General features: G+C 35.2%; 23 protein-coding genes. 15 read left to right on the forward strand and 8 right to left on the reverse strand.

Annotation, left to right across the window (positions count from 1 at the left end; translation table 11 throughout):
• The first annotated feature begins 89 nt into the window (after nucleotides 1-89).
• The 3 genes from FGL66_RS01570 to FGL66_RS01580 all read left to right on the forward strand — a co-directional run bounded on the left by FGL66_RS01570 (nucleotide 90) and on the right by FGL66_RS01580 (nucleotide 5,096).
• A complete protein-coding gene (locus FGL66_RS01570; protein ID WP_180809874.1) occupies nucleotides 90-515 on the forward strand; it encodes a transposase family protein in 426 nt (141 codons plus the stop codon).
• Nucleotides 516-731: 216 nt separating this feature from the next.
• Complete coding sequence (locus tag FGL66_RS01575; protein ID WP_258007294.1) at nucleotides 732-3,311, forward strand: YfhO family protein; 2,580 nt, start codon at nucleotides 732-734, stop codon at nucleotides 3,309-3,311.
• Nucleotides 3,312-4,100: 789 nt separating this feature from the next.
• Nucleotides 4,101-5,096, forward strand: a complete 996-nt coding sequence (locus FGL66_RS01580; RefSeq protein ID WP_180809875.1) for a glycosyltransferase family 2 protein — start codon at nucleotides 4,101-4,103, stop codon at nucleotides 5,094-5,096.
• Nucleotides 5,097-5,716: 620 nt separating this feature from the next.
• Here the strand turns inward: FGL66_RS01580 and FGL66_RS01585 are convergent.
• Both FGL66_RS01585 and FGL66_RS01590 read right to left on the reverse strand, forming a co-directional pair.
• Entirely contained in the window at nucleotides 5,717-6,112 is a 396-nt protein-coding gene (locus tag FGL66_RS01585; RefSeq protein ID WP_180809876.1) for a type II toxin-antitoxin system death-on-curing family toxin, read from the reverse strand.
• Between the two features lie 38 nt (nucleotides 6,113-6,150).
• On the reverse strand, nucleotides 6,151-6,393 hold the full coding sequence (locus FGL66_RS01590; protein WP_180809877.1) for an AbrB/MazE/SpoVT family DNA-binding domain-containing protein: 243 nt from the start codon (nucleotides 6,391-6,393) through the stop codon (nucleotides 6,151-6,153).
• Here FGL66_RS01590 and FGL66_RS01595 point away from each other — a divergent pair.
• Nucleotides 6,352-6,657 carry a transposase gene (locus FGL66_RS01595; protein WP_500862568.1) on the forward strand — a complete coding sequence of 102 codons (306 nt, stop codon included), beginning with the start codon at nucleotides 6,352-6,354 and terminating at the stop codon, nucleotides 6,655-6,657. The two genes, FGL66_RS01590 and FGL66_RS01595, sit on opposite strands and share 42 nt — an antisense overlap.
• A 113-nt stretch (nucleotides 6,658-6,770) precedes the next feature.
• Here FGL66_RS01595 and FGL66_RS01600 read toward each other — a convergent pair whose 3' ends face one another.
• The 5 genes from FGL66_RS01600 to queC form a co-directional block, all read right to left on the reverse strand.
• A complete protein-coding gene (locus FGL66_RS01600) occupies nucleotides 6,771-7,025 on the reverse strand; it encodes a GlsB/YeaQ/YmgE family stress response membrane protein (protein WP_258007313.1) in 255 nt (84 codons plus the stop codon).
• A gap of 71 nt (nucleotides 7,026-7,096) precedes the next feature.
• Nucleotides 7,097-7,687: a hypothetical protein gene (locus tag FGL66_RS01605; protein WP_180809880.1), complete on the reverse strand. Its 591-nt coding sequence runs from the start codon at nucleotides 7,685-7,687 to the stop codon at nucleotides 7,097-7,099.
• Nucleotides 7,688-7,795: 108 nt separating this feature from the next.
• On the reverse strand, nucleotides 7,796-8,512 hold the full coding sequence (gene queE, locus FGL66_RS01610; RefSeq protein WP_180809881.1) for a 7-carboxy-7-deazaguanine synthase QueE: 717 nt from the start codon (nucleotides 8,510-8,512) through the stop codon (nucleotides 7,796-7,798).
• Entirely contained in the window at nucleotides 8,512-8,937 is a 426-nt protein-coding gene (gene queD / locus FGL66_RS01615) for a 6-carboxytetrahydropterin synthase QueD (protein WP_180810446.1), read from the reverse strand. The genes queE and queD overlap by 1 nt, the downstream gene beginning before the upstream one ends.
• Complete coding sequence (gene queC, locus FGL66_RS01620; RefSeq protein WP_180809882.1) at nucleotides 8,937-9,608, reverse strand: 7-cyano-7-deazaguanine synthase QueC; 672 nt, start codon at nucleotides 9,606-9,608, stop codon at nucleotides 8,937-8,939. Before queC ends, queD begins: the two co-directional genes overlap by 1 nt.
• A gap of 330 nt (nucleotides 9,609-9,938) precedes the next feature.
• Here queC and FGL66_RS01625 point away from each other — a divergent pair, with 330 nt between their 5' ends.
• The 7 genes from FGL66_RS01625 (at nucleotide 9,939) to ltaS (ending at nucleotide 16,563) form a co-directional block, all read left to right on the forward strand.
• The gene (locus tag FGL66_RS01625; protein WP_180809883.1) at nucleotides 9,939-10,511 is read left to right on the forward strand and encodes an anthranilate synthase component II; all 573 of its coding nucleotides are present in this window, start codon (nucleotides 9,939-9,941) and stop codon (nucleotides 10,509-10,511) included.
• Entirely contained in the window at nucleotides 10,512-11,654 is a 1,143-nt protein-coding gene (locus tag FGL66_RS01630; RefSeq protein WP_180809884.1) for a chorismate-binding protein, read from the forward strand.
• Between the two features lie 5 nt (nucleotides 11,655-11,659).
• Complete coding sequence (locus FGL66_RS01635; protein ID WP_180809885.1) at nucleotides 11,660-12,271, forward strand: aminotransferase class IV; 612 nt, start codon at nucleotides 11,660-11,662, stop codon at nucleotides 12,269-12,271.
• 9 nt (nucleotides 12,272-12,280) lie between these two features.
• Entirely contained in the window at nucleotides 12,281-12,490 is a 210-nt protein-coding gene (locus tag FGL66_RS01640; protein WP_180809886.1) for a hypothetical protein, read from the forward strand.
• A gap of 14 nt (nucleotides 12,491-12,504) precedes the next feature.
• Nucleotides 12,505-13,185 carry a 5-oxoprolinase subunit B family protein gene (locus tag FGL66_RS01645; RefSeq protein ID WP_180809887.1) on the forward strand — a complete coding sequence of 227 codons (681 nt, stop codon included), beginning with the start codon at nucleotides 12,505-12,507 and terminating at the stop codon, nucleotides 13,183-13,185.
• Nucleotides 13,185-14,189: a 5-oxoprolinase subunit C family protein gene (locus FGL66_RS01650; RefSeq protein WP_180809888.1), complete on the forward strand. Its 1,005-nt coding sequence runs from the start codon at nucleotides 13,185-13,187 to the stop codon at nucleotides 14,187-14,189. The genes FGL66_RS01645 and FGL66_RS01650 overlap by 1 nt, the downstream gene beginning before the upstream one ends.
• A gap of 442 nt (nucleotides 14,190-14,631) precedes the next feature.
• A complete protein-coding gene (gene ltaS, locus FGL66_RS01655) occupies nucleotides 14,632-16,563 on the forward strand; it encodes a polyglycerol-phosphate lipoteichoic acid synthase LtaS (protein ID WP_180809889.1) in 1,932 nt (643 codons plus the stop codon).
• 144 nt (nucleotides 16,564-16,707) lie between these two features.
• Here ltaS and FGL66_RS01660 read toward each other — a convergent pair whose 3' ends face one another.
• A complete protein-coding gene (locus FGL66_RS01660; RefSeq protein ID WP_180809890.1) occupies nucleotides 16,708-17,523 on the reverse strand; it encodes a ZIP family metal transporter in 816 nt (271 codons plus the stop codon).
• A gap of 113 nt (nucleotides 17,524-17,636) precedes the next feature.
• Here FGL66_RS01660 and FGL66_RS01665 point away from each other — a divergent pair, with 113 nt between their 5' ends.
• The 4 genes from FGL66_RS01665 to FGL66_RS01680 all read left to right on the forward strand — a co-directional run bounded on the left by FGL66_RS01665 (nucleotide 17,637) and on the right by FGL66_RS01680 (nucleotide 24,000).
• Nucleotides 17,637-19,514: an ABC-F family ATP-binding cassette domain-containing protein gene (locus FGL66_RS01665; protein WP_180809891.1), complete on the forward strand. Its 1,878-nt coding sequence runs from the start codon at nucleotides 17,637-17,639 to the stop codon at nucleotides 19,512-19,514.
• A gap of 10 nt (nucleotides 19,515-19,524) precedes the next feature.
• Nucleotides 19,525-21,327: a DNA helicase RecQ gene (gene recQ, locus FGL66_RS01670; RefSeq protein WP_180809892.1), complete on the forward strand. Its 1,803-nt coding sequence runs from the start codon at nucleotides 19,525-19,527 to the stop codon at nucleotides 21,325-21,327.
• A 202-nt stretch (nucleotides 21,328-21,529) separates the two neighbouring features.
• Nucleotides 21,530-22,489, forward strand: a complete 960-nt coding sequence (locus FGL66_RS01675) for an ABC transporter ATP-binding protein (protein ID WP_180809893.1) — start codon at nucleotides 21,530-21,532, stop codon at nucleotides 22,487-22,489.
• Complete coding sequence (locus tag FGL66_RS01680; RefSeq protein ID WP_180809894.1) at nucleotides 22,486-24,000, forward strand: ABC transporter permease/substrate-binding protein; 1,515 nt, start codon at nucleotides 22,486-22,488, stop codon at nucleotides 23,998-24,000. Before FGL66_RS01675 ends, FGL66_RS01680 begins: the two co-directional genes overlap by 4 nt.
• Nucleotides 24,001-24,205: the final 205 nt, after the last annotated feature.

A 24,205-nucleotide genomic window follows, 5' to 3' on the forward strand; every position in this document is an offset into this window, starting at 1 on the left:
TGTCTCACCTTTTTTGGTATACAAAAAGCGCATATGTCTCTATAATTTTAAGTGCCTTAAACCCAAATTAAAGGAGACATGATGCGCCTATGTGTAATGATATATTAAAATTACTTAAAATAAAAGACAAAAATATACAGGTGGTAGATGTTCAAGATGATGTTGAAGTACGAGGACAGCTTTCCACAGTCATTTACGGCATACTTTCATATATACCTCAGTGTTGTGAAAAATGTGGGCATAAGAATGAGAGTCACATTCATAAACATGGTAAGCGTATATCTCGTTTAATGTTGTTAAAGTCTCAAGAAGCCTATGTTTATTTTAATCTAGCAAAACAACGTTATAAGTGTCAGTACTGTCAAAGCACCTTTACAGCTTCTACAAATATTGTGGAAGCAAACTGTTTTATTATGAATCGTGTGAAGCTGGCCATTCAAGACAAACTGACACAAGTGCGTTCTGAAGTTGATGTTATGAACGAATGTTGTATGTCTCCAAGTACTGTGAAATGATGTATTTAATAAGAGTATAATCCATCATAATTGTACGTTTAGATAAATTCAACTATTTCTACGTATATGAAAGTATAATAGAAATAAAATCAGGTTATTTTAATTATCGATCTATCCACGACAGGAAGATCGACGGCTTATTTTATTACAAGAATATTAAAATAAAGTTATTTAGTAATATAGTGTTTTAAATAAATATTGAAAGAGTGGATACTATTGAAAAAAGATTTTCTGCAGTTTAAATGGTTAAAAGTAGTTATGATGGCTCTTTGTGTTGGTGCAATTGTATATTCACCTGTCCTTTATCGATACGTTGCACATGGCATTGTTTATAGTGGAAACGTTGATGGATTCAAACAAATGATGCCATTCCAATTATTTTTATATGAACGGATGACAGCTCTGTCGTCATTTTATGATAGTTCTTTTGGTTTAGGTGGAGATTATTTCACAGATCTATCTTATTATTATACGACTTCTCCACTTATGTATATGACTTTTTTGGGTATCAAATTTTTTCAAGTGTTGGGCGTAGCAGACCCATCAACAATTGAATTTTGGCCGCCTATTCAAATTGTGACTGCATATTTTAAATGTGTGCTTATGTTTATAGTCACATATGGTATGTTTAAAATGTTTCGAATTGTGAATCCATATCGTTTTGTTGGTGCAATGCTGTATAGCACATCAACGGTTGTGTATTATTATAATCTTGCGTGGTCTTTTTATGGGGATGTATTGATTTATTTGCCACTCTCTATTTGGGGAATGGAGCGTTTCTTCAAAACGCGTAAGATTGGTCTGTTTATCGTTGCAATTGCTCTAACATTATTTTCTAATTTTTATCTCAGTTACTATGAAGCTATTGCATTAATAATTTATTTGATTTATCGCATGATTGACACACACCCGGAAGATATGGTTTCACGTTGGAAAAAGCTATGGCTGTTATGCCCAGCTGTTTTGATAAGTTTATGTATTGCTTCGTTTGGTTTTTTAACAGGTGTGCAGTCATTTTTTAATAATGATCGCCAACTTAGTCATTATCACGTACCAAAATTGATTAACTTTAATCCAAATTATCATATTTTTTCTAGCGGCTTTTTTATTACGATTACATTTATTGCTTTAGTTGCAACTTTTTCGTTTAAATTATATCGTCACTATTACTATCGTTTATTCGCTATTTTTACATGGATTTTATTGTTAGGTAGTTTGACACCATATATCGATACAATATTTAATGGCTTTTCTTTTCCGGTCAGACGGTGGTCATATTTGTTAGCTTTATCAACAAGTGTTTTGGTGTCCTTATGGTTGAAACATATTACAGAATTAACCATGCGTGATTACTTAATATCGCTCATGCCACTTATTCCATTAGCAATTGCGACAATAATGTTATCTATGGGACACATGTGGTGGATGATCGCAAGTATGTTGATTTTATGTATTATTGTATATTATTTATATCGCCAAAGAAATATATCAAAAAAGGGAATCTATGTGATTGTAGGGTTGTTTATAATCCAACAATTTGTGATGCTACTAAATTATCGTACGAACTATGTAACGCAATATGAATCGGATATGGATATGTTCTATAGTCCAAAGTATTATAGCCAGGTGCTTCAAGAGAAAATTAATGAAATAACTCAAAGACAATCGCCCTTGGAACGCATTGATTTTATGGGACACTATTCACTTAATTCGAGTATGATCTACCATTATAATGGTGTTGCACTTTATTCTAGCATTTTTGACGGTGCGATTTTAGATTATTATGATAAACAAATGCAAATAAATATGGAGTATGAAAGTAATAGTACGTATCGTATGTTAGGAAATCGTGCCAATATGTATGCATTATGGGGAGTAACGGATCGTATTAAAAAAAGGACAGATACAACAATTCCTTATGGTATGACAGTTGAAGATACCATTAAAGATAAAGATACTATATGGTCACACAGTCATAATTACATAGATTATCCTGCTGCACATTTGACGTCCAAAGTTTATAATGCAAAAGATTTAAAATCTCCATTAGATCGTGAACATGCCTTTTTACAAGGTGTTGTGCTAGATGGTGTCACAGGAAATACATCTTTTGAAGCTAACCATAACCTTATAAAGTCTGCTAAAATTACCCCTCGTGATGCAAAACAAAAAGGGCATCAATTAACAGTGTCAAAAAACATGGGTGGTTTAGACATTTTAATGCCTAAGAATTTGTTAAGCCAATATAAAGATTACTATGTAGAAATGGATATAGAGTTATTGTATCCTGATAGTCAACATTATGTGAAGCTAGATAGTTTTCATCAAATGCGTAGAGAGCCTAGCTATAGATATAAACGCTTTGTGACTCCTATTACAATTCGTGTTGCTGCTAAAGATGTAATGCAATTGAAACTAAAAAAAGGTACATATCGTGTAAAGATTAAAGGTATCTATGGTGAAGACTATTCCACATTAGAAAAAGCGAAAGATGACCTAGTTCCAGTGAAAGTTACGAAAACAAAACAAGACGTCCGTGTAGAAATGAATCCGAAGAAAGATACATACCTTGTTATGCCAATGCCGTATCGCGATGGTTTAAAAGCGGAAGTAGACGGTAAAGCAAGAACTGTGAAAAAAGGGAACGGTTTACAGACAGTTATTCCAGTTAATCGAGGTGAGAAAACTGTTGTGATTCATTATGAATTACCGTATTGGCGTTTATATCTTGTGATGACAATTTTAGGTTTCATCAGTGCATTTATTTATCGTAAGTGGTTACGTTGTAGTATTTAGTCTGTTCATTGAATAATGATGATTAGATTCATAAACATAATAATATATCCCTTATTTAATTAAACAGGGTTATAGCCTAAACGACCTATTATATTGTTACCTATATTTAGACCAGAAGGGATCAATGTTTCTATCACAAAATATCTTGTAAAATAAGGCAAAGTGGGAAATTCAGAAACTTTTCGAAATAATTTAATTTAAAAAGGTTTGTTAGTTTGAATAGGTCTGCAGGAAAATGATTAATAGAGAAACGGTGGTAAAGCACATAACATATCATGATGTACACTTAGACATAACCAGCTACTTCTATGTTATGAGACTATGATAAAAATAAGAAGAGGTACATTTAATTATTTATCCACCACATTCAAGTGATAGGGTAGTGTTTTCCATTCAGTCCGAAAATAGACCAAAAGTATGGATGACGAAGTATTTTATATTGCTAAGATGATGGAAGGATGTTTGTTTTCTGATTTGAAACGATAAAAGTTATAATGGTGTAAGAAAAGAGGAGAAACAATACAATAAAATAGTCATAAAGTGGGTATACATAAATACAACCATTAAATTATAAAAGTCTAAACGATAATGTTTTTTAGTGTAAAGCGTGTTGTGATTATAGTGCTATATTTTTTGATATTAAAGGTTTTATGCATTCCGAGTCTAAAGTGTCAGGTAGCATGATCGTCTTGGATTTTAATATTGATAGTAAGAGCGCATGATATAGCCAAATAGACATGGTTTTAATAGTCATAAAGTAAAATATAAGAAAGAAGTAGGTGTACGAAAGTGAAAGTCAGAGTGATTGTACCTTGCTATAACGAGACAGAAGTGTTGCAACAAACGATTGATAAACTACAAGAAGTGTTAGAAATTGATGCGCAACGACAAGGTTACACGTATGATTTACTGTTTATTGATGATGGTAGTAAAGATGCTACAATTGATTTGTTGCAAAATGCTGCAGCACATTCCTCAAAAGTAAAATTTATTTCATTTAGTCGCAATTTTGGTAAAGAGTCGGCGATGATTGCAGGATTTGAACATAGTGTTGATTGTGATGCTGTTATTATGATTGATGCCGATTTGCAGCATCCCCCAATGCTGATTCCAGATATGATTCGTGCTTATATGGAAGGGTACGATCAAGTTGTTGCTAAGAGAAACCGTGATGGTGAAACGGTAACGCGAAAATGGATGACACGTCTATACTATAAGATGGTCAATTATTGCATAGAAGATATTGAGTTGGTGGACGGTATTGGTGACTTTCGCTTATTAAGTCAACGCGCTGTGCATGCACTCGTCAATATGAAGGAATACAACCGTTTTTCTAAAGGTTTATTTGCATGGATTGGCTATCATACAAAAATTATAAGTTATGATAACGTAGAACGCGAACTAGGGGAATCAAAATGGTCTTTTAGAAATTTATTGAACTATGCCATTGATGGATTGATTTCGTTTAATAATAAGCCGTTACGTACGATGATTTATCTAGGTGTTTCTATTTTCGGTTTGAGTGTCGTTTACTTGATTTATTTACTGATTAACACACTCATGCACGGCATTGCAGTTCCAGGGTATTTTTCTATGATTGCAGCCATTCTGTTGCTTGGTGGTATTCAATTGATTTCGATTGGTATAGTTGGCGAATATATTGGGCGAATTTATTATGAAGTAAAACAGCGACCGAAATATATTGTACAGGCTGCCAACATTGACCCCCCTCATCATGAAGTATTAGTACCCGAACAATCAAAGACTCACTTTCATACACAATAAAAAGGTATATTTAAACATAGAAAGGGGCTGGGATATAATTTCTAGCCAAAAAAGAGAATCGATTAGGTAAAATCATTTTTACTTAATCGATTCTCTTTATATTATTTCAGAAAAATAAAGTCATCACGTATAATAATGAATAACCACAAACAAAACGATACGAATGATGTATATCATGTAGGAGGCATTACTACAAATCGGTTTATACTTAAACTGTTAAGTACTTATACCTTAGGTTATGCAAGATATAGTTATGAAGATCTTTATAACAAAAAACACAGACTGGTTATGGGGCGTACAATTTATTCGATATGTTTGATGAAATATTAGATTGTGGTTACGTAAAAGATGGATATGGAACTTTTAGTTATAAAGAAGTTCAAGTTAGGTATAATGTCAAGCGTAATCATTTGAGAATTGATATAGCAGATATCACTATAGAAGGAATTATTGAAGAGGCAAGGGTTCTTTTAAATATGATCCTATTAAAAACTACAAACTCTTAGATTCTGTTGCAGCATCGAATTGGATTGAAGATTATTTAGGAAGTATAGAGTTGAAATAAAAAGTACTAGTCACTTTGTGCATCAAGAGTATTAACAAGGAAAACACTATGACGTTTATGAGCAAATATATTGTATCCTCTCCTTAATCCATTTCTCTATATCCGCTTCCTGTAAATCATCAGTAGCAATTTTAACTATATAGTCAACCGCTTCTTCATTACCAGCTCTAAACTGATAGCCATTTATCTTAAGGAAAACAACTAACGCCATTAGAGCTGTTCTTTTATTACCATTATAAAATACATGCTGTTGTATTAAGTTCCTAAATAAGTTAGATGCTTTCAGTTCTATAGTAGGATACAATTCTTCGCCAAACACATATTGTTTAGGTGCATTAACTAACATATTTAAAGCTATTGGTTCTTTTACCCCTATTTGCTCATTAGGGCTGTATTTATTAATAACATATACATTGAGTGTTATGATGTCTTTTTCCTTTAAATATCGCATATGTTACCCTCCAATAACTTTAATCATTCATGCTGTTGCTATCTATTCACTAACTCTTTTAAAGCCTTATCATATTGATTACTAACTTGCTCTGCCATACTTAAAATATCTAGTTCCTTATTATCTGTTTTAACCGCTTCTAATACCACTTGGCCATTCTCAATATTAAATGCAATTTTTTGTCCCTCATGAATATCTAAAGTCTTTAAAACTTCATCTGGTATTGTTAGTACTTTACTATTACCAATTTTTCTAAGTTTTCTTATGTTAATAATTGGCATCGTAATCACCTCTTCTGTAGTATATCTTTGTATATCTTTATTATATGTATATTGTTGTCTTTTGTAAAATCTCCTAAAAAATTGCTTTCAGACCCCAAAGTGAATGACATCTACAAAAAACATAAAATAGATGTTGAATCAGCTTTTGGAAATCTGAAGGCTAATTTGGGTTTCAAAAGATTATCTGTACGTACCCAATCTAAAGTCGAATGTGAGATTGGAATTGCCCTTATGGTACTAAACATAAGAAAATTAGCAAGGTAAGTGTTAATTTTTAACAGAGTACAAATGAAAAACACCACAAAATCCAATTTAAAGGATTTTTGTGGTGTTTCTCTTATGAAACTGAAACCTTATGTTCCAGCCTCTATGTGTTTTTATTTACCGCGTAATTTACCTAAGATGAGTGAAACAACAGCGATAAAGATAATAGAACCGATAAGTGCTGGGAAAACATAAACGCCACCAAATGATGGTCCCCAATCACCTAGAAGTAAACCGCCGACCCATGAACCGAGTAAACCAGCGATTATGTTACCTACGATACCACCTGGGATATCTTTACCTAAAATTGCACCAGCAGCCCAACCAATGAGTCCGCCTACTATTAACATGACAATAAAGCCCATTATAATAGCCTCCTTTGTATTTAAATATATGTTTACTGATACAGTTATACCACGTTTTAAAATTTTTAATCATGCTATTTTAAAATAAATAATTTTTCAAAATATAAAATCGTAATAAAGGCCCCATAGAGAAGTAGAAATAAATACCAGAATGGCGTTAGAACCACCATTAATATTAGTGCTAGTATAATCAATAATGTCCCGATCCATAAAGGGTTTTTAATTTTAAAGCGTTGGAGGCTACGCTGATATCGTACAGATTGAAAAGTACTTGAAAATAATAGGATAGCACCCAATGCAAAAGCAGCAGGACCAAGATAAGGGACAGACATATAATAGGACTGATCAGATGTTTGGAAGCATACAACGAGTGCAATGCTTAACATTATTGTGAGAATAATGATCAGGAATTTTTGTTGTCGTACTTCAAAATGATAAAAATAATGGTCCAAATAATATTGTAAACCTGTCCATATACAATACATTAATAAAGTGAAAATAGAAATAAATGAGAGTTTACTAAGTAAAATAAGGTTGATCCAGCCATTTATAGTAAGGGTGAGCAACACGCTACTAAAACGTATAGCAGCGTACTGATGTCGATATAAATCAACGGATAGTACAGTGATAACGACTATAATATTTAAGATGACAAAAAGAGCCATTGTTTTCTCCTAACTATTGATGTTTCATCATTCTATTATAGCAATGAAAGCACAAGATAGCATATAAAAAGTTAGTATACGTAACGCATTGTAAAAAGGTGCCTAATACTAGACACCTTTAAGATTGCTCCACAACAATGTATGTAACTGTGGTAAAACGTGAACACGATTCAGTTTGTGATTGGACATCACTTGATGTACGAGCCACTCATAGCGATTGAGAAGACGTTGCGTATGATTTTCAACTTGGTCTTCCAAAAAAGGGTTGCCGACTTGTAAGTAGAATGGAATATGGGGATAACGTTGATGGATCGTTTCGGCAAAGTGTATATCCAAATCATCAAATATGACAACTTTTAAACTTAATGATTCTTGAACGCACTGTGCGATGACATCGTCTAAGACATCTAAATCTTGTGTCATATGAGAACTTGGTGGTTTAGGAGAAAGTGTCAGATTATCAATTTGACGCATCCAAGGTTGAAACTTCGACCCCTGTGTTTCAAGTGCAAGGGAGATATGTTTTTGTTCGCATAAATTCACAAAGTCTTGTAAACCTCGAATCAATGCTGGATTACCACCAGAGATGGTGACATGATCAAAGCAATGCTCTCCTAAAGATTGCAGGCGTATCCATATTTCCTCAGCGGTTAACAGTTCAATATCATCGCGCATTGAACCATCCCATGTAAACTTCGAATCACACCAGCTACAACGGAAATCGCAACCAGCTGTACGTACAAACATGGTTTTGCGTCCAATAACTTGACCTTCACCTTGAATAGTAGGTCCAAAAATCTCGAGAACGGGTATTTTAGAAGTCATTAGCGTTGCTCCTTCTTGTGTTTGGGACGATAAACCACATAGCTTGATGGTGTTTCACGTAAAAAGACTTGTAAACAACGTGGTGCATGAGGTAAGCCTGTTAAATGCTCGTCAACAATATCGTAAATGGTTTGCGCCACAACTTCCGTAGATGGGACTTTCTCTTCGAAATAGGGCAGATCATTGAGTAAATAATGATCAAACTGCTCGTGTATGAGTGATTTTAAATGACTAAAGTTAATAAGGAAACCAGTTGCGTCTAGCGTATCCCCCACTATTGTTAAATTGACAAAGTAAGTATGACCGTGTGTGCGGGTACACTTTCCAGCTTGTGGATCAGGAATGAAGTGGGCAGCAGAAAAGTTAAAATCTTTATTCAGCTCAAAGCAATAATCGTGATCGACACTCGGATAAATTTGTTGCATCATAATGAAATCTCTTCCTTTTCTTTAAGGTATTGTTCTAAGCCACGTTGACGAAGTTTACATGCGGGGCATGTGCCGCAGCCCTCTGCCATAATGCCGTTATAGCATGTTAAAGTTTGGTAACGTATGTAGTCAAGCACACCGAGTTGATCGCTTAATGCCCATGTTTCTTTTTTATTGAGCCACATCAGTGGTGTATGAATAACAAAATCTCGATCCATTGCTAAACTCATTGTGACGTTCATAGATTTGATAAACTGATCACGACAATCAGGATAACCAGAAAAGTCTGTTTCACACACACCGGTAATAATATGTTTTGCCTCAATTTGATATGCTAATGCACCAGCAAATGATAAAAATAATAGGTTGCGAGCGGGGACGAACGTGTTTGGGACATGATGACTGTTCTCTATTTCCATTTCTGTTGATGTCAATGCATTGGGAGTGAGTTGAGATAATAGGTTCATGTCTAAAATATGGTGTTTTAAACCTTGTTCTTTAGCTATTGCTTTCGCTACTTCAATTTCTTGAGCGTGACGTTGTCCATATTCAAAAGTAACGAGCTCTACCTCTTTAAAATGCTGTTTTGCGTAAAATAAACAAGTGGTACTATCTTGCCCGCCACTAAAAACAACAAGTGCTTTCTCATGATTGAGAACATCTGACATAGTTATCTTACTCCTTTGAATAGAGGGTTTCCTAAGCGTTAAATGACAAAAGTCCTGAAGCACATGATTTAATAAGAAGTTTTATCTTATACCAACATGAAAAAATCCGTCTCTATAAAAAGTAGACGGATTCAGCAAGTCTAGTTTTTTATAGAGGGTTAATATACGCTAGAAACCTCTGTATAAGTTTAATTTCGCTCATTAATGTAACGTATTTAGCGAAATAAATCAACCTGTCTTATCGTTGCACTATAAAAATAAGTTCTTCTTTGTCAATTGGTGAGACATTTGTGATAATAGAAATAATAAAGTAAAAATGAGGATAAAACGATGATTATAATGATAGATAATAAAGATTCTTTTACTTATAATATTGTAGATTATTTACGTACCGAAAGTGATCAAGAAGTGAAAGTCATCGATGTAAGTGAGGTTAATCTTGCATTATTAGTGTCATATCGACCTACTGCTTTAGTAATCTCTCCTGGTCCGGGTGCCCCTGTGGATTACCCTGTCTTAACCAAGGTACTAGAAACTTTTGAATCGCATATTCCTATACTTGGTATTTGTTTAGGGTTTCAGCTTATTGTGACTTACTTTGGAGGGGATATTATTCATGCGCCGATGCCTGTTCATGGTCATACTACACGTATTGAACATAAGGGTTCGCAGCTTTTTAAAGGGTTGCCTCCAACTTTTCAGGTGATGCGATATCATTCATTAATGGCTGATCCACACAGTATACACGCTCCCTTACTGGTTACAGCAATGAATGATGAAGGCGTGATTATGGCAGTGGAACATGAAAACTTACCAATATATGGTGTACAATATCATCCCGAATCCATTTTATCTGAATATGGACATGCACAAATACGTAATTTTTTAAGTGAGGTTGAATAAATGGTTGTGATATTTGACTATACTTACTATAAAGATGAAAAAACAGTTGAGAAGTATCATTATACTTTTGATAATCCGATTGAAAAACATATCGCTCGAACTTTAGAAGAAGTCGGAACAGTGGTAGAGCAAGCTGAAAAGTTACAAAAAGAAGGCTATTATGTTGCTTTGTATCTGCCTTATGAAGCGGCATCTTATTACCAATCACAATTTCAGACATACCAACTTGTAGATGAAGTGTATGCAGTTTGTTATGCCTTTGATAGACCATGTTCTAAAGTGAAAACATCAAATACAGACGTAGGTTATAAGCTGACTATGCCATCATTTGTGTTTAGTCAAATACGTGAAGAAGTGATGTCACACATCTGCGATATACAACATGAAATTATAGAAGGTTGGACCTATCAAGTGAACTATACAACGCGACTTGTCGCTCAAGCGAATGTATCTATTGGTGCACTTTATCACGAATTAACGAAACAAGCGAATGGCAATTATACAGTCTTATTTGATACTGAAGAGATTAAAGTGGCTTCAATCTCACCAGAATTATTTTTTCAATTTGGAAGATTTGAAGGTCGAGAAGGTGTTGTAGTGAGCAAACCGATGAAAGGAACGATGCCAAGAGGACATACTGCTGAAGAGGATATCGTGCAATATAATAAACTCAAGCATTCATCCAAAGATCGTGCAGAAAATATTATGATTGTTGATTTATTGCGCAACGATATTGCACGTATTGCTAAGCAAGGCACAGTAAATGTAAAACAGCTATGTGCGATTGAAACGTATCCAACAGTATATCAAATGACAACAATGGTTACGGGTGAGGTAGCACCACAGATGACATTGAATGATATGCTTACCGGTCTTTTTCCATGTGGCTCAATCACAGGTGCACCTAAAGTCCACACAATGGCTATTATTCATCGGTTGGAAAGCACGCCGCGTTATATTTATTGTGGCACAATTGGATTATTACGACCACAAGGTAATGCAATATTCAATGTCCCTATTCGTACAGTGCAACAGCGAGGTGACCAATTTATTTACGGTGTAGGGGCAGGCATTACAATTGATTCAGATCCAGTACAAGAATATAAAGAGTTTCAAGATAAAACGAAAATATTAAAGGGGTAAACCAGATGTATATATTTGAAACGATGCGTTTAGAGGCAGGTTTCTTCCCTCGTGAAAGTTATCACCAAAAGCGTATAGCACAATCGGCGCAAGAGCTTGGATTTCATTATTCACGCACTCAGTGGCAACAAGTCATACGTGCTATCCAGACAAAATATGCAGAAGGCTGTTACCGCGTGAAAATTAAGCTTCAGTCAACAGGTGAAATGACGTCAGAAGTTGGACCACTGTTAGAAAAGAAAGCAATGACAGCCCACCTTGTAAAGGTGGATATACATACGCCAAAATGGGCAAGAATTAATAAAACTTCAACACGCGATTTTTTACATCATGACCATCAAACTGATGTCATTTTACTTTATGATGATGTAGGCAAGTTATTAGAATTTGATATAGGTAATCTCGTCATCGAATATGAAAACACATATTATACGCCGCGTTACGAACAAGATTTTTTACGAGGATGTATGCGTGAGTCACTATTAGAATGTGGAGAGATTGTGGAAGCGGCACTCAATATCAAGCAGCTGCAGCACTATATCGAAAATGGTGGTAAAATATGGATGATTAATAGTTTGAGGGCATGGGTGCCTATTGCTCTGGAAATGAATGAGTAGGTCAAATATATGGTTATAGGTTATTTAGTACTTTTTATGTTAATGATGTGGTTAGGTCAATCGGTTTGTCAGTATTGTATAAAATCTCAGCGTCAAACTTTAGCTTATTTATGGATGATGCTCGTGTTAATCATTCAAGGTGTGATTATTTATATATTTGTTGAACAGCTTGTGCTAGATGTTAATAATATATTGCAGTCGTTTTATCATGAAAACTAATCGAGGTGAATAAAATGAAAGTGTATAGTCAAGGGGATCAAGCAATAGTTGTATCATTGCGTGGGAACGTTACATCTAAAGCGACACAGCGCTTATTAGTTCTAAGACATTACTTAAATGAACAGAATTATTCGTTTATTACTGAAATTGTACCAACAGAGACAGATATGCTTATTTCATATGATGCGCGTATGATGATGAAACAATTGAATATAACATCTCCTTTTGTATATATGAAAGCGTTGATAGAAGGTATTGATTTATCAGAAGAAAAATGGAAAAAACAACGACGATGCATTAAAGTACCTATGTATTATGGTGGCGTACATGGCCCACATCTCGAAAGTGTATTAGAAGAATTAGAAATGACAGAAGAAGACTTTATAGCGCGTCATTTAGCAGGGGACTATTTCGTATCTATGATGGGGTATTCGCCAGGTTTTCCTTACTTATCGGGTTTGGATCCAACTATTACTGTTAAGCATACAGCACCGCATAAACGACTTATTCCAGCAGGATCAGTCATACTTGAAAATAATAAATGTGGTATAACAACTACAGAAACATATGAAGATTGGCTTGTTATTGGCTGGACACCGCTTCAATTGTTTGATCCAATGAAAAAAGACTTTGCACTTATAGAACTCGGAGATTATGTGAAGTTTGATGTATTGCAAGAAGGGAGTGAACGCTGATGAGTATTATTATAGAAGACAGTGGACTTTTTTCTAGCTTTCAAGATTTTGGGCGTTCAGGATATGAACACTTAGGTGTAATTCGCAGTGGTTCACTTGACATATTGGCACATGAAATTGCCAATAGATTAGTAGGCAATCATCCGAATGAAGCTACATTAGAAATGACAAATCGTATGGCACGTATCCGTTTTACAGAGCCTACATTAATTGCAATATCTGGTGCACAGGCTATTGCGCATACAGAAGATATTCAAATTAAAATCAATAAATTATATTTAATGAATAAAGGCGATGTGTTGATATTCGATAAGTTAAGACGTGGTGCACGTGTATATTTAGCTGTTGCAGGAGGTTTTGAATTAGATACATGGTTAGGTTCATCATCTACTGATACTATTTCACAAATGGGTGGATTTCAAGGTCGAGCTGTTAAAGTGGGTGATGAAATAAACTTAAAGCGTAGTTACAGTCAGCGTCATCGTAAATTGTTTGATAACCTACGAGATACGAGAACAACAACTTGGGGTGTTGATGGCTACGCGTTGTCCTTTAACTACCTTTCTGATGTTGTGCATGTTATTCCAAATAAGGGAACAGAAGATTTTCAAGAAGTAGAATTGAACGATTTTACACAAGGTGAATATAGTGTCACAAGTAAAGCCAATCGTATGGGAATTGTGTTAGAGGGAGCATTGATCAAAGCACACTATATAGATACACCGCCTCATCGCTCAGTCAAACGTGGAACAATACAGGTGAAAAAGGATGGGACACCTATTGTGTTGCTCAATGATCATTATACTTTAGGAAGTTATCCACAAATTGGAACAGTTGCAACGTATCATTTATCTAAAATTGCTCAAAAACGCCAAGGTTCTAAAGTGAAGTTTCAATGGATCGATGTGTTACAAGCAGAGCAAAACCTTGTGAAATACCATAGATGGTGTCGTCAACTGTATCAAGGTATCGAGTTTCGGATGCAAGAAGAAATGTTAAAATAGATAAAAAAGTACGTCATAACAAAAGTAAGAGTGAAAGGACTTTTACTTTATGTGATATTTTATCTGTAATACAGCTGAGGTCTGAATACAAAAGGTGATACTTTTTGTATAATAATCAAAATGAAAAGATATGTTACGTTTCATGACGAATTTTGTCATATTTTATCAGCACGAATAAGTTTGATATAAGATTTGTCATTGATAAGAGTGATGTTGATTAGGCTATGTCAAACAGCTGATGTTATCATAATATGATATAGCGTTTATACTATTGATGTGTTTTCACTTGAAATTTGTCACTAAATCCTATATATTGTTATACTGAACTTGTTTTGAATGTTACAAAAAGATTACAAATAAATCGATTGTGTAACAAAGTGAGTTTGATGTTCTAAGATGATATATAAACAAATGAACTGAACTGAATAACGGGGGAACATACATGAATCAAGAAAAGAAAAAAATAGGGATTTTTGCGTTTTTCCTCTTAATGGTATTGACCATTTCATTAAAGACGTATTTTGCCTATTATGTAGATTTGTCACTCGGTGTTAAAGGACTTGTGCAAAACTTAATATTACTGATGAACCCATATAGCTTAGTTGCATTGATACTAAGTGTCTTTCTGTTTTTTAAAGGGAGAAAGGCATATTGGTTTATTTTCATTGGTGGCTTTTTGCTCACTTTTGTACTTTATGCCAATGTCGTCTACTTTCGATTTTTCTCAGACTTTATTACGTTTAGTACACTGAATCAAGTCAGTAACGTAGATTCTATGGGTGGTGCGGTAAGTGCCTCATTTCAATGGTATGATTTTGTTTATTTTTTAGATACATTTGTTTATCTTTTCATTTTAACGTTTAAACAGAAATGGTTGAGTAAACAAGTCTTTCATAAAAAGTTTGTACCAGTTGTTATGGCAACGGCAATTGCACTATTTTTCTTAAATCTGGCATTTGCTGAAACAGATCGTCCAGAATTGTTGACACGTACATTTGATCATAAATACTTAGTTAAATATTTAGGACCTTATAATTTCACAGTGTATGATGGTGTGAAGACGATACAAAACAATCAGCAAAAGGCACTGGCTTCTGAAGATGATTTAACTGAAGTCTTAAATTATTCAAAACAAAAAAATACAGAGCCTAACAAAGCCTATTATGGTAAAGCTAAAGGGAAAAATATCATTAAAATCCATTTAGAAAGCTTCCAGACCTTTTTAATTAATAAAAAAGTAAATGGTGAAGAAGTCACACCATTTTTAAACAAATTATCATCAGGTCAAGATGATTTTAGATATTATCCTAACTTCTATCATCAGACTGGACAAGGTAAAACATCAGATGCAGAGTTTACAATGGATAACAGTTTGTACGGTTTACCACAAGGTTCAGCGTTTTCAATAAAAGGTGATAATACATTCCAATCATTACCTGCTATATTACATCAACAACAAGGCTATACAACGAATGTTATGCATGGTGACTACAAGACATTTTGGAACCGTGATCAAGTGTATAGACATTTTGGCATTGATAAGTTTTATGATGCCACATATTACGATATGTCACCTGAGAACTTAGAAAACTTAGGATTAAAAGACAAAGAGTTCTTTGAAGAGTCAGCAGAATATTTAGATAAGGAAAAACAACCTTTTTATTCACATCTCATTACGTTAACGAACCATTACCCGTTTACACTAAGTGAGGAAGATGCAACAATTGCTAAAAGTGATACAGGCAATAATACTGTTGATGGCTATATTCAAACAGCACGTTACTTAGATGAAGCAGTTGAGGCATTTATTAACGACTTGAAGGAACGTGGTTTATACGAAGACTCTGTTATTATTTTATACGGTGACCATTATGGTATTTCAGAAAACCATAATAAAGCGATGAGTGAGTTGCTTGGAGAACCTATCACGCCAGCGAAATTTAACGACCTCAATAAAACAGGTTTTTGGATTAAATCACCGGGTGTCGAACCTAAAGTAGATGAGACGTATGCGAGTCAAACAGATGTAATGCCGACACTATTACACTTACTAGGCATCGATACATCAAATTACTTAATGCTAGGTACAGATATGTTATCTAAAGATCATCAAGAAGTCGTACCATTCCGTAATGGTGACTTCGTAACGAAAGACTATAAATATGTGAATGGCAAAGTTTATAGTAATGAAGATAATGAGCCTATGGAAACACCACCTAGTAACTTAGAAGAGGTCAAACAACAAGTTGAAACAGATCTTGAAGTATCCGATAAAATATTAAATGGTGATTTGTTCCGCTTTTATGATAATCCAGATTTTAAGAAGATAGATCCATCTAAGTATAAATACGAAACAGGTCCAAAAGGAAAATAAGAGAAGTAAAAAGCCAATGGTGATGCATATCAAATGCAAAACACCATTGGCTTTTTGTTATTTTGAGTGGGGTTCCAAAGGTCTTACTATATCCTATCTGAATGCTATTTTATGGCATGATTCATAGGCAAAATAGAGGATTGTTTACCCTAGTGCAACATCTAATATCATCATGATAGTAAATCCAAGCATTAAACTCATAGTTGCAAGGTCTGTATTTTTGCCTGATTGCGAATCGGGAATGAGTTCTTCAACAACAACGAAAATCATTGCTCCAGCAGCAAAAGCAAGCGCATAAGGTAGAATCGGTGTCACAATAAGTACCGCAGCCGCACCAATAGTAGCAAACAGTGGCTCAACTAAGGCAGATGCTTGACCATAATTAAAAGACTTCCATTTGGACTGTCCAGCCGCATGAATCGGTAATGATAAAGCAGCCCCTTCTGGAATGTTTTGAATACCAATACCGATAGCAAGACCGAGAGCGCCTAGTATGGTCGCGTGTTCATTGCCAGTCGCAACACCACCAAATGCGACACCAATAGCAAGCCCCTCTGGAATGTTATGTAAAGTAATTGCCAGTAAAAGCAATGTATTTTTACTTAAACCTGTCTGAACCCCTTCTTGTTTTTGAGAAGTATCTTGAGCGTTTCGATGCATATGTGGAATAACGTAGTCTAAAGAACGAATAAAAACACCACCAAGCAAAAAGCCGATTGCAGCAGGTAACCAAGGCGTTGAAGTATCTGAACTACTTTCTATGGCTGGTTGTAGTAAGGACCAAAAACTTGCTGCAATCATAATACCAGCAGCAAATCCCTGCATGGCGCTTAATACTTTGTTGTTAACTGTTTTGAATAGAAAGACTGTCGCAGCGCCTAACGCAGTCAATAGCCATGTAATAATTCCCGCAGTTAATGCCTGTAAAAAAGGGGGGATGTTTGTAATGTATTCTAGCATAGTGCAAGTCTCCTTGTATCATTTAAATCGAAAAAACGATATAATAGATAGAACTGATTTAAGGTTAACAGATATATTTAAGTAAATCTATATGGTAAAAGGAAGTATATTTGATGGCAGCTTATAAAATTGAACAACTGAATAAATCATTTGCAGATAAGGTGATTTTTGACGATTTGTCATTATCGGTTTCTGATGGTGAGCGTATAGGTTTAGTTGGGATTAATGGTACAGGGAAAAGTTCATTACTCAAAGTCATCGCAAATATGGACGAAGATTTTGATGGTGTTGTGACACATCCGAAGCAGTATCGTATTCGTTATGCTTCACAGCACCACGACTTAGACCCTGAGATGACGGTATATGATGTTGTGTACAGTGCAGAAACTGAAACATTGCAAGCAATTAAACAATATGAACTTGCTACGACACATTATGCCAAACAACAAACAGACCAAGCATTAGAAGCAATGATGTCTGCACAATCAAAGATGGATATATTGGAAGCGTGGGATTATAGTGCAGAAATTAAAACCATTCTCTCTAAGTTAGGTATTCATGATACAACGAAACAAGTAGGGCATTTATCGGGAGGGCAACAGAAGCGCGTACTTTTAGCACGTACTTTAATTGAACAACCTGACTTATTATTGTTGGATGAACCGACGAATCACCTTGATTTTGAGTCGATCCACTGGTTAATTCAGTTTGTAAAGTCTTACCCGAAAACTGTAATCTTTGTGACGCACGATCGATATTTTCTGAATGAAGTATCAACACGTATTGTTGAGCTGCGTGACGGGCGTTTATCATCATATCATGGAAATTATGAAGCGTATATTGCAACACGTGCGGAACAAGAAGAAATTGAAGCACGTCAACAAACGAAAAAGCGTGCATTGTTTAAGCAAGAGTTAGCATGGATGCGTGCAGGTGTTAAGGCACGTACAACCAAACAACAAGCACGACAAAATCGATTTGAAACATTAGAGAAAGAAGTAAAATCATATAAAACCCAAGATAAAGGGGCATTAAACTTAGCTTACTCTCGCCTGGGAAAACAAGTGTTTGAGCTGGAGGCATTAGGAAAGGCGATTGAGGGGCGTGTTTTGTTTGAAAACCTGACAACAATTATTCAAAAAGGTGCGCAAATTGGTATTGTTGGTCCCAATGGTGTAGGAAAAACAACGTTATTGAATATTCTTGCGGGTGAAGATACAGCATTTAGCGGTATCTTAAAAGTAGGACAAACGGTCAAAATCGCTTATTTTAAACAAACTGATGAGCGTCTAAATCGTGATATACGCATGATTGATTTTTTACGTGAAGAGCAAGAAGTAGCTAAGCAGAAAGATGGGACTACGGTGTCTGTTACACAATTACTTGAGCAGTTTCTTTTTCCGAGCAATACACACGGTAAAAAGGTATATAAGTTATCGGGGGGCGAACAAAAACGTTTGTATTTATTACGCCTTCTTGTACATCAGCCGAATGTATTATTACTCGATGAACCGACGAATGACTTAGATACAGAAACATTAACGATTTTAGAAGATTATATTCAGACATTTGGTGGTACAGTGATTACAGTCAGTCATGATCGCTATTTTTTAGATAAGGTTGTGGATTGTTATTGGTACATCCATGATGGGCATATCGATATGATTTTAGGGCGTTTTGAAGATTATTTGGCATATAAAAAGAAACAAGCAGAGGCTGCTGAGTCAGAAATGAACGCCAAAACAACAGTTACAGTTGGAAAACCAAAGAAAAAAGGACTGTCATATAAAGAGAAACGTGAATACGAGGCACTGTTGATTCGAATTGAGGAAGTGGAGTCTCGTTTGGTAGAAATAGAAGCAGAAATGGTTGCAGCACATGCCGATTACAGTAAAGTTCAAACCTTAAATGAAGAACGAGAAAAACTTGAAGTGCAATACGAAACAGATATGGCACGATGGAGTGAATTAGAAGAAATTTTAGAACAGTAAGAGGGATAGCATGGAAGATATATTATCGCATTATTTTGGATATCAAACTTTCAGACCGGGACAACGAGAGATTATTGATCATATTATGGCGCAGCATCATACACTGGGTGTGCTGCCAACAGGTGGTGGAAAGTCGATTTGCTACCAAGTTCCAGGTCTTAAACTATCCGGGACAACACTAGTGATTAGTCCTTTAATTTCGCTGATGAAAGATCAAGTCGATCAATTAAAAGCAATGGGGATTGCAGCAGCCTATTTAAATAGTAGTCAAAGTGTAAAAGAACAACAAAATATCGAACAACAATTAAGAGAGGGCGCATTGAAATTTATTTATATTGCACCAGAGCGCTTGGAACAGCCACGTTTTGTTCAGCTTTTACGTCGCATCCCTCTAGCATTAGTTGCCTTTGATGAAGCACATTGTATTTCTAAATGGGGGCATGACTTTCGCCCGAGCTATCAAGCAGTCATTCATACTGTACTGTCATTGCCTCAACAGTTTGCGATTGTTGCGTTAACAGCTACTGCGACACATGAAGTACAACAAGATATTATGCAACGTTTAATAATCCAGCCTAAATGTGTGGTAAAGACAAGTATTAAACGTGATAACCTTATTTTTGAAGTGAATCCAACATATCAGCGAGAAAGATTTGTCATTGATTATATTAAGCGCCATGCACAGTCATCAGGTATTGTGTATTGTTCAACACGCAAGCAAGTAGAAACACTACATCAAGCTTTAGAAGATTCAGGAATTCATGCCACTTATTATCATGCAGGCTTATCATCTCAGTTAAGAGAAGCTGCACAAAATGATTTTCTATATGATCGTACACGTGTAGTCGTAGCTACAAATGCTTTTGGTATGGGGATTGATAAGTCCAATGTTCGTTTTGTTATTCATTATAATATGCCGGGCGACTTAGAATCATACTATCAAGAGGCAGGACGTGCAGGACGTGACGGTTTAGATAGTGAGTGTATTTTATTGTTTAGCGAACGTGATATCAGCTTACATCAATATTTCATCACATCATCTAAAGCGGATGAAGATTATCAAGACAAGATGGGCGATAAGCTGACGAAGATGATACATTATACTAAGACTAAAAAGTGCTTGGAAGCGACATTAGTTCATTATTTTAATCCTAATGAAAAGTTAGGAGAATGTCAGCATTGCAGTAATTGTATGGCTAAGAATAAGACGTACGATATGACACAAGAGGCGAAGATGATTATTAGTTGTGTGGCACGTTTAGGTCAAAAAGAAGGGTATCAAACAGTCATTCAAGTATTGCGAGGAGAACATTCAGATTATATTCACCATCAAGGTTATATGACATTATCGACATACGGTATCATGCAAGACTATACCACCGGAGAGTTACACCATCTCATTGATGAGTTACGTTTTAAAGGTTATTTGAATGAACAAGATGAAATATTGTTATGTGATGATTCGGTAAAAAAGCTACTTAAAGAAGATGACACTGTATTTACAACACCATTTCGCCAGAAGTTCAAAGAAACCGTTAAAATTAATACGGTAGAAGGTGTGGATTCTAATCTGTTTGAACGTTTGGTAGGTGTCCGCCAACAATTAAGCGAAAAGTTAAGTATCCCGCCCATTAATATCTTTTCGGATTATACGTTGGAAGAATTCTCAAAGCGTAAACCTGTGACTAAACAAGAGATGATCCACATTGAAGGTGTTGGAAGTTATAAGTTAAAGCACTATTGTCCATCCTTTTTAGAAGCGATTCAAAAATATAAAGGTATCGAAGTACAGAGCGTGGGGCAAAAACTTTAAGCATGATGTTGCCCCATGTTGATTTTTATCTCATCCTCTATTTTCCGCCTATACGCAAACGCTTTCTTAATTTCCCTTTTTAAAGTTAAAAGACAAACAAATTAGATTATTTTTAAAAGAAAATATGTTTAAATAAGTAGGACAGTATTAATTGTTTTATGTATATAGCTAAGCTGTTAAAAATTTAAAAAGTAGGGAGACTATGATTGAATTTAACAATGTTTCTAAACGTTATGGTGCTAAAACAGTCGTTGATCAAGTAGATCTGAAAATTAAAGAAGGTGAATTTTTTGTATTAATTGGTCCATCGGGTTCAGGTAAAACAACAACGATGAAAATGATAAACCGACTAATTGATTTATCTGAGGGTTACATCTATTTTAAAGGTAAACCCATCAGCGACTATTCTGTATATGAGATGCGTTGGGATATGGGGTATGTCTTACAACAAATTGCACTCTTTCCACATATGTCGATTCGTGATAATATCGCTCAAGTTCCATTGATGAGAAAGTGGAATAAGCAAGATATTGATCATAGAGTGGATACATTATTAGAAATGGTTGGATTAGAGCCTAAACAATTTCGTGATCGTATGCCGAGTGAATTATCAGGGGGTCAACGTCAACGTGTTGGTGTTGTACGTGCATTAGCCGCAGACCCACCTGTGATTTTGATGGATGAACCGTTTAGCGCACTTGATCCTATTACGAGAGAAAAGTTACAAGATGATCTGTTAATCTTACAAAGCCAAATTAAAAAAACAATTGTTTTTGTGACACACGATATTGAAGAGGCATTTAAGTTGGGAGATCGTATTTGTTTATTAAATAAAGGTCATATTGAACAAATTGGGACACCTAATGATTTTATCAAATATCCTAAAAATGAATTTGTACGTCAATTTATTGGTGATTTAACAAGTGTGGCGCTCAATCATTTCTCACTTGGAAAAATAGCAGAATTGACAGGTCAAAAAATTATGGATGAAGTGCAATATCAAGATCCCATTGTGCAGCATGATCAATCAGTCAGTGATGTATACCGAGAACTTGTAACACATGAAGCTGTTATTGTAGAGAGCGGAGGCGATTATTGGCGATTAACACGGCAAGATATATTCCGCTTTTTATCACGCAATCAAGTAGGTGATATGGCATGAGTACACTCTTGATGACATTAAATGAACGCAAAGAAGAATTGTTACAAGCATTGCTCACTCATGTGCAACTGTCATTTATAGCATTGCTTATTGCGGTATTAATTGGTGTACCACTGGGGATTTTATTGACAAAGACACCTAGACTGTCTGAAGGTGTGATTAATATTGCAGCGGTACTACAAACAATCCCTTCTCTAGCATTATTAGGATTGATGATTCCACTTTTTGGTATTGGAACTGTACCAGCTGTTATTGCACTCGTTGTATATGCGCTATTGCCTATTTTACGCAATACATATACAGGTATCGTTGGTGTTGATGCATCACTGATTGAAGCAGCAAAAGGTATCGGTATGAAACCTACAAGACGACTTATAAGGGTAGAGCTACCATTAGCAATGCCAGTCATTATGGCAGGTATTCGCACAGCAATGGTACTTATTGTAGGTACAGCAACACTTGCAGCATTAATCGGTGCTGGAGGTTTAGGTGACCTTATTTTACTGGGTATTGATAGAAACAATACGTCGCTCATTTTAATCGGTGCAATTCCAGCAGCATTACTTGCTATTCTATTTGATGTGATTTTACGGATATTAAGTCGTGTATCTTATCGTAAGATGTTTATAACACTTGGTATACTCTTAATTATTATGTTGAGTGTAACAATTGCGCCTATGTTAGGACAAAAAGAAGAACATATTACAATTGCTGGTAAGTTAGGAGCAGAACCGTCAATTATTACGAATATGTATAAAATTATTATTGAGCAGGAAACGGATTATACCGTTGATGTGAAAGATGGTATGGGGAAAACGACATTTTTATTTAATGCTTTAAAGGCAGATGAAATTGATGGTTATCTTGAGTTTACAGGAACTGTTTTAGGTGAGCTGACAAAAGAAACACCGAAATCTCAAGAGGAAAGTCAAGTATATAGACAAGCACGTCAAAGCCTAGAGTCGCAGTTTGATATGACTTTGTTAAAACCAATGAAATATAATAACACGTATGCTTTAGCTGTCAAACGTGACTTTGCAGAAGCAAATGATTTAAAAACCATTAGTGACCTTAAACGTATAGAAGATAAAGTGAAGCCAGGCTTTACTTTGGAATTCAATGATCGTGAAGATGGTTATCCTAAAGTACAGTCTGCATATCATTTGAACTTTAATCGAGTTAAAACGATGGAACCTAAGTTGCGTTATCAAGCGGTTGAAAAAGGTGAGATTAACTTGATTGATGCGTATTCAACGGATGCAGAATTAAAACAGTATGATATGGTTGTTTTAGAGGATGATGAACATATTTTCCCACCATATCAAGGTGCGCCACTCTTTAAACAATCGTTTGTTGAAGCACATCCAGAGGTGACAAAGGCGTTGAATCAACTTTCTGGCAAGATTTCAGATGAAGAAATGCAGGAAATGAATTATCGTGTTACTGAAAAGGGTGAACGTCCATATGATGTAGCTAAAGATTACTTGAAGTCACATCAAATTATTAAATAAAAGAGTAGCCTCAAAGTATTGAGGTATAACGTTTTTAAATATATAGAACATGATAATAAAATAGGAGCATATGACGATATTCAAACTGTATTGATATAAATAGCTGCCTATTATGATTAGAGTGGAATCATGAAATCTTTTTGAAGTATTAAGGTTTCTATTCCGCTCTTTTTTTATAAAAGCTACAATGGTATGAAATCGGGAC

It is taken from the genome of Staphylococcus sp. 17KM0847 (assembly GCF_013463155.1).
In the GTDB taxonomy this organism is placed as follows: domain Bacteria; phylum Bacillota; class Bacilli; order Staphylococcales; family Staphylococcaceae; genus Staphylococcus.